Genomic DNA, 7,494 nt, shown 5'->3' with positions numbered 1-7,494 from the left:
CACTGTTTCTAATTCTTTCTGGAATAATTCCAATTATTATGATTGTAATTGGAGTTTTGTACAAATTACACTTAAATAAAAATATAAACAAAGCCTATGATTTACTCACACCTCCATCTATTTTAATTACATATTTGTTAGATAATAAACATGATTTGAAATACAAAAATAATTATATATATTTTTCTAATAAAAAACGTAGCTCTGCTTGGATCAGATTCGGATTTATTACACTTATTTTTTCTATAACAATATTTATATTACACAAGGATAATATCTTTAATACTTTTATTGTTTTATTGAAGCTTCAAATCATTATTTTAATTTCTATTTCAATGTTAATAGATTATATTTTAAAATAACTATTGCAAAAAGGTACCTGTATTTTTATACAAATACCTTTTTATTTTACATTTCTAATAATCTATCTATTTCACTTTCTTGGCTACTATCTATTTCTACTATAATTTCTTTTGGTGTAATCTTAGGTTCTAAAATAGCTTCTTCTCTTTGAGTTGTATTATTTATTGGTGGTGCTAATGTTATACCCCTCATTTTTTCTGCTATTAAAACGCTCATATAAGCAGAAAAGTCTAAACCTAAAGCCTTTGCCTCATTACTTGCAAATTCTTTTATGTGAGCTGACAATGTTATTGTAGTCTTAATTTTTTTAGACATTCTTACTCTTTCCTATAATGTCATAAGTCTTAACATTAATCATTTGAGCTTCATCTAAAACTTTATATCCATCTAAATAATTTCTTAACAATAGAGCTCCACCACCTATAAATATCCATCTTGAGTATTTTGATTGTTCAGGAAATGCTTGCTTTATAGTATTTATAATTTCCTTTGATTTTATATCTAAAACTTCTTCAATATCCCTTTTAACATCAACTTCTTTTCCATTTACAAATATAGTTCCATCATGAATTATTTCTTCTGCCTTCATTCTGTTAGAATAATTTACTCCATACTTTGATAAATCCTGAAGCAATATATCATAAGTAGAATTAACTCCAACTGGATATGTTTTTGCTTCCTTAAATTGCCCTTGACTCATAAAAGCTATATCTAATGTTCCTCCACCGATGTCTGCTACAAGTGTATCTTTTTCAACTAACGATTTATCATATAAAAATAATCCTGCTGATTGTGGAAATACCACAACCTTAGTAATAGTAAAATTTCTAGTTTGTCCATTAAGTTTCATAAAGACTCTTCTTCCCTCAAGAGCTTTTATTAAACTTGCCTTTTGTTCTGCAAAAAACTGAGCTGGAAGCCCTGTAACAATTCTAATATCATGATCAACAGTAGTAGTCATACTTGCTGCTATTGCTGTATATAAACATATATGAAAGATTGCATCCTTATCTCTTGATTGCTCAGTGCTTGTGAAACCATCAGTATTTCCAACTAGGTAAGTTTTATTATTCCACTCAACAATATATTTAGCTGTTTCTAATTCATGTATCTTTTCTTTTATAGTAGATAAAAAAGACCCCTCTGCGTTATCTCCTATAAAGTTTGTAGTATTATAACCAATATCTGCACTAATTCTCATTTCATTAATTCTCCTTTTCCCTTTAATATTCCCCGTATGCTATACTTCCCATTTAATAAACTTGAAATTTTAATGAAACATACTTTTATGGTAATTCATAGTATTTATAATGTTAAGTTAATATAAAATCTACTTTATACCAATAAAAAGTCTTAATAATATACTTATTGTCTAAACCTTATTACCTATAACTTGATGTTCTTCATCAAAAGACCCATCTAATTCTGTCTTATTTATAGATTTCATCATACTTAATAACATAAATTCGGTAATTGTCATCCCTTGTTTCCTTGCCATTCGCTTTATTGCAAGCTTTTGCTCTGTCGTAACTCTTAGCATTATTGTTGCATCTTTCATGATTTACCTCCAATTATGTATAGTTTGTCCATACAATATATACAATAACACAGGTCTTTTACATATTTTGTAAAAATATGATACAAAAAAATATTTTTATATCGACAAATATATCATTGAAAATCATTAAATGTTGGCTACTATAAATACACCTTTAAAGTATAAAAAGCTAATAATCGTAGAAAACCCTACAATTATTAGCTTTTATCTTATCTATATAATATTAATTTTATATTTATCCATGATTACATTCATGGTGATTACAATTATCCCCTGAATCCTTCAATGAACCATCAAGCCATTTAGAAGTAACTGTATTTAAGTCTCCTGAACATCCACGAATTACTTCAATTCCTGATCTTTCTAAAACATTTACTGCACCTAATCCCATATTACCTGCTAACATAATAGTAACCCCTTTTTGAGCTAAAACTTCTGCTATATTTGATTTACATCCACAACCTTCTGGAGATTCAACCTTTTCTGAATTAGTTATTTTTTTTGAATCCATATCAATAGTAACGACAGTAAAATATTCGCAATGTCCAAAATGATTATCAATTTGATTGTTGCGACATGGTAATGCTATTTTCATAATTAATACCCTCTTTCTTAAATATTTAATATTCTAATAATAACAAGTTATTGACATATGTTCATTATAAAGTATACTAAACTTATAATGAACATATGTCAATAATTTTAGGAGGATTATTATGGCTAGACCTAGAAAGTTCCGTAAAGTTTGTTGTTTACCTAAAAGTACTTTATTTGGACCTATAAAAAAAATTAATTTAAGTGAAAAATATATTATTATGACTATTGATGAATATGAAGTAATACGTCTTATGGATTTAGAAGGCTTAACTCAAGAAGAGTGCTCTAAAAGAATGAATGTTGCTAGAACTACAATTCAAAGAATATATAATGATGCAAGATTAAAAATAGCTAAAACATTAGTTGATGGCTATATATTAAAGATAGAAGGTGGCGACTTTACGCTGTGCAATAATGAAGATAATTGGTGTGGCTGTAATAAATGCCATAAAATAAAGAAGTAGTAAAAATTAAATACTACTTCTTTATATATAATTACAACTATTGGTATAAATTTATTTTATATATTAAATTAATATACAAGTTAATTTAATTTTGATAGTTTGAATTTTGCTTATTTAAGTACGAATATAGACTATAATCTTTTGTATTTTTCAAAGCAACTTCTACACAGGTAATATAATAATAAATTTACTTCCTTTTCCTAATTCACTTTCTACATAAATACGACCATTATGAAGTTCTATTAATTGCTTTGTTAAAGTTAGCCCAAGTCCACTACCTCCATGCTCTTCTGTAGATGATTCATATGCTTGGTCAAACCTATTAAAAATACGCTTATGATATTTAGGATCTATTCCTTTTCCTGTATCTTTGACACATATCTGAATTTCATTACCTAAATCATGTATTAGAACTTCTATTTTACCTCTTTCTTCTGTGAACTTAGTTGCATTAGCTATTAAATTAATAATTACCTTTTCAATTTCATCTTTATCACATCTCATAAACTTTTCTTCTATTTCTGGATCTATAATAAGCTCTATTCCCTTTTCATGAACTAATTCTCTCATTGAAAGAGCAACATTTTCTACAATCTCAACTATATTATAAATTCTCATATCTAACTTATATTGTCCCGACTCAATTTTTGAAGTATTTATAATATTATTAATTAAGTTTAGTAACCTATCTGAACTTAATTTTACAGAATCCATATAATAATCTAGTTTTCTTCTATCAAGTTCTTTTTGTGTTTTATTTAAATCTTTAACTAGAGCTTGAACAGAATTAATAATATTTAAAGGAGTTCGTAGCTCATGAGATAAGTTAATAAAATAATTATTTTTATATTTCTCATTTTTTAATAATTTAGAATATAATCGCTCATTTTCCTCAAGCTTATTATTTAATTGTTTAGTTCTTTTGTCAATTAACTTATTTAACAAATTTACTCTATTGTATATAAACCATATTATAATTATACATATACTTAAATAAATAAAATAAGCAAATGGTGTTTTCCAAAGGGGCTTAGCTATCTTAAACTGTATAGTTAACGGCTTAGACCAAATTCCATCTGAACCTCTAGCTAATGCTTTAAAAGTATAATCCCCTGGCTTTAAATTAGTATATCCAATATAACTTCGCCCTTCAGAATAAACCCAGTCCTTATCCACACCAGATAAATTATAGGCAAATTTAATATTTTTAGAATCCTTATAATCTGGGAAAAATAATTTGAAACTAACATTATTTTCATCATGCTTTGAAGTAAAATTGTCTTCAAACATCATTTTTTTTCCATTAACAAGTAAAGTCTCTAATTTAAGCTTAGGCTCAAATACATTTTCATTATCAATAATATCTTTTGGGTTAAAAATAGTTAATCCATACATTCCACCAAAAAGCATTTCTCCACTTTTACTTTTAAAGTATGAATATTGATTAAACTCATTACCTTGTAATCCATCAGTTATATCATAGGTTGTAAAGGTTTCGCTTTTTACTTTGAAATAATTTATTCCATAATAGGTACTAATCCATAAATCATTATTTTGATCTAATAATATTCCTAATACATTATTATTAGATAAACCTTCTTGCTCAGTATATCTCTTATATTCATCAGTTTTTTTATCTATTTTTATAATTCCCCCACTAGTACTAAGCCAAATATTACTGTTATCTGATGTAATACCCCATAGGTTATCAGTTCCTTTATTTTCTATACCATCATTAAAGTCGTTATAAACCTTAAATGTATTTAATTTTTTATTATACTTAACTAATCCTGACTCTCCACCTGTTACTATCCAAAATATTCCTTCATCATCTTGATAAATATCTCTTATTCTATCTACATTAATACCATTTTCTTTAAATAAATCTGTTAAATCTATAATACTTTTTTTCCTATCAAATAAAAATAACCTTGTTCGAGTACCTATCCAAAGATTCCCTTCATTATCTATAAGAAGTGATCTTATATCTGTATCAATAAGACCTTCATTAACCCCATAAACAGTTGATGTATTTGCTTCACTATCTATCTTATTTAATCCATTTTGTGTAGCAACCCATACTTCATTTCCAATTCCAACAACTTGTCTCACATTGTCATTACTGAGTATAAGTGGAAAAGTATCCGTATTTATTCTTGTAATCTTATCATTATTTCTATCTATTATATTTAATCCATATCTATTAGTTCCAATCCATAATAGACCTTTATCATCTTCATAAATCCCTGAAATAGAACTATCACTTAATGAATTATCATCAAAAATATCATTCTTAAATTGTGAAAATGCTGAATTTGCATTAAAAATATTAATTCCATCTTCCGTACCTACCCAAAGATATCCCGACTGTCCCTTATGCACAGTTCTAATATTACTATTACTAATAGTATTATTATCATATGGTTTATTTTTGTATAAATATAGGTTTTGACTTTCTATATTATATCTACCTAATCCTATATCTGTAGCAAACCAAAATGTCTTATCATCGCTTTTTTCAATATCTCTTATATCTATATTCTCATTAATATTTTCATTTGAAATCTTAACTTTTTCTAATTTCTCTGTTTCAATATTTATCTTATATAAACCACCATATCTAACACCTATCCACAATGTATTCCCATCTAAATACAGTGTATTAATTGTAATATTATCAATCTTATATTCAGATAAACCTTCAAAATTGAATTTAGTTACTTCTTTAGTAACATTATCAACTTTGTTTAATCCAGAATATGTACCTATCCAATAATTCCCCTTTGAATCTTCTTCTATAGCACTAATCATTTCATTATCTAATTTAAATTTTGTATTATCCCCAGTACATAATCTTGTAAAGTTATCCTCTTTCTCATTATAAATATTTAATCCATTGTTAGTTCCAATAAGAATATTTCCTTTACTATCTAAAAATATATCATTTATAGAACCGCTTGAAATATTACACCCCTTCTTATTAGGTATATATATATTAGTTTTTCCATCATCATAATTTATTCTATTTAAACCATTTGATGTTCCTACCCATATATTTTTATCATTATCTTCTTCAATATCTCGTATCACATTATTGCTTAATGTATTATAATTATTTTGCCTATATCTATAAACTGTAAATTCTCTTCCATTATACTTATTTAACCCGTCTTCAGTTCCAAACCACATATAACCTTCACTATCTTGAAAAACCTTTTGTACATTCATTTGTGACAATCCATTTTCAACTGTGATTCTTCTAAATTTTACATTATCATCGTAAGAAAACACTGTATAACTATTAGTTAAGACAAACAGTATAGACAGTGATAATATTATTAATAATCTCTTGTTAATTAATTTATTTACTTTCATATAATACCCTTTATTTAACAATATTCTGTTTTTAATTTTATTATAGTGGAAATTTTTACACTTTTCTATAAAATATATAAATTTTTACAATTTATATGTAATCACTATTGTCAACTAATATTCTTTCTATATTCTGAGGGTGTACATCCCATATTTTTATGAAAAATTTCAGTAAAATAGCTTGAGCTATTAAATCCACAATTTAATGCAATTTCAGTAATTGAGCATTGCGTTCTATTAAGAATTTTAATACTTTCATTTAAACGGTATTCTATTAAATAAGCAATTGGAGACTTATTTATTATAGTTTGAAAAATCCTACAACAGTTGCTACGACATACGTTAGCAGATGATGCTATATCGTTTAAAGTAATTTTATTTTTATAGTTATTTTGAATATAACCAATCATATTATGCATAGCCATTAAATCCTTATTATAATAGTCTTCCTGAGAGGATATATTGTTTTTTACAATATTATAAAGGACATAAAGAATAGAATAAAAGTTACTCATAAGCTGTAACTCAAAACCTTCTTCTTCAGTCTTAAAAATATTATGTATTTTTATTAAAGTTTCTATAACATCTCTTTGCCAACTTATAGATTTATTAAATATAAAAAATGGATGCGAGATATCTTCACATATTGGAGTAATATAACTTTCTTCAATATGATTTATATGTGAAGTAAGAGATGGATTAACTTGAACACATATAAATTTACAATCTGAATCATCAGTAGCAAATCCATAATGTAATTGATTAGAATTAATGAATATCCCCTGACCCTCCTCTAACTCGTAAGCCTTTCCGTTTACTGAATATGACATTTTCCCTGATAAAATTATAGTAAATTCAAATTCGCTATGCCAATGGTTTGCGACAGACCTATGTGGAAAATTAGATAATAAATATTCATTTGAGTTTATTAGAAAGTCCTTATTTTTATATTTGATAATTTCTGAATTATTATTTAATAAATTTATTCTAAACATATTAATTCTCCTCGTATAATATCTTTTGTAGACAGTTTTAAGTTAATTTCCAGTACCTAAACTTGCTACAATTTAAAAAGGACTGCTGGAAATTTAAAAGACAGTATAGAATTACTCCTAAACGTCAATATTTATATATGAA

8 protein-coding genes are annotated in these 7,494 nt (G+C 26.1%); 2 read left to right on the top strand and 6 right to left on the bottom strand.

Annotated features, from left to right (window positions below; all coding sequences use genetic code 11):
• Positions 1 to 362: hypothetical protein (locus ACRDBA_RS16450; RefSeq protein WP_438574017.1), on the top strand; the 362-nt coding region annotated here is incomplete at its 5' end.
• Positions 363 to 408: 46 nt separating this feature from the next.
• On the opposite strand, the gene ACRDBA_RS16445 is transcribed toward ACRDBA_RS16450, so the two are convergent.
• From ACRDBA_RS16445 to ACRDBA_RS16430, 4 genes are all read right to left on the bottom strand, one after another.
• Positions 409 to 678 carry a hypothetical protein gene (locus ACRDBA_RS16445; RefSeq protein ID WP_438574016.1) on the bottom strand — a complete coding sequence of 90 codons (270 nt, stop codon included), beginning with the start codon at positions 676 to 678 and terminating at the stop codon, positions 409 to 411.
• On the bottom strand, positions 671 to 1,564 hold the full coding sequence (locus ACRDBA_RS16440) for an Alp7A family actin-like protein (protein ID WP_438574015.1): 894 nt from the start codon (positions 1,562 to 1,564) through the stop codon (positions 671 to 673). Before ACRDBA_RS16440 ends, ACRDBA_RS16445 begins: the two co-directional genes overlap by 8 nt.
• 171 nt (positions 1,565 to 1,735) lie before the next feature.
• A complete protein-coding gene (locus ACRDBA_RS16435) occupies positions 1,736 to 1,921 on the bottom strand; it encodes a plasmid mobilization protein (RefSeq protein WP_438574014.1) in 186 nt (61 codons plus the stop codon).
• A 235-nt stretch (positions 1,922 to 2,156) separates the two neighbouring features.
• Positions 2,157 to 2,516, bottom strand: coding sequence for a NifB/NifX family molybdenum-iron cluster-binding protein (locus tag ACRDBA_RS16430; RefSeq protein WP_438574013.1), 360 nt, complete (start codon positions 2,514 to 2,516; stop codon positions 2,157 to 2,159).
• 121 nt (positions 2,517 to 2,637) lie between these two features.
• On the opposite strand from ACRDBA_RS16430, the gene ACRDBA_RS16425 reads away from it, so the two are divergent.
• On the top strand, positions 2,638 to 2,982 hold the full coding sequence (locus ACRDBA_RS16425; RefSeq protein ID WP_438574012.1) for a DUF134 domain-containing protein: 345 nt from the start codon (positions 2,638 to 2,640) through the stop codon (positions 2,980 to 2,982).
• A 162-nt stretch (positions 2,983 to 3,144) separates the two neighbouring features.
• Here the strand turns inward: ACRDBA_RS16425 and ACRDBA_RS16420 are convergent, their stop codons facing one another.
• Both ACRDBA_RS16420 and ACRDBA_RS16415 read right to left on the bottom strand, forming a co-directional pair.
• Positions 3,145 to 6,357 (bottom strand): ligand-binding sensor domain-containing protein, encoded by a 3,213-nt coding sequence (locus ACRDBA_RS16420; RefSeq protein ID WP_438574011.1) that lies wholly within the window; start codon positions 6,355 to 6,357, stop codon positions 3,145 to 3,147.
• 110 nt (positions 6,358 to 6,467) lie between these two features.
• Positions 6,468 to 7,352: a helix-turn-helix domain-containing protein gene (locus ACRDBA_RS16415; RefSeq protein WP_438574010.1), complete on the bottom strand. Its 885-nt coding sequence runs from the start codon at positions 7,350 to 7,352 to the stop codon at positions 6,468 to 6,470.
• Between the last annotated feature and the right edge of the window lie 142 nt (positions 7,353 to 7,494).

The sequence above is a fragment of the Clostridium sp. genome (genome assembly GCF_051654825.1).
Classification (GTDB): domain Bacteria; phylum Bacillota; class Clostridia; order Clostridiales; family Clostridiaceae; genus Clostridium.
The sequence above is the reverse complement of the archived record's forward strand: the minus strand, read 5'-3'. Positions and strand labels throughout refer to the sequence as shown.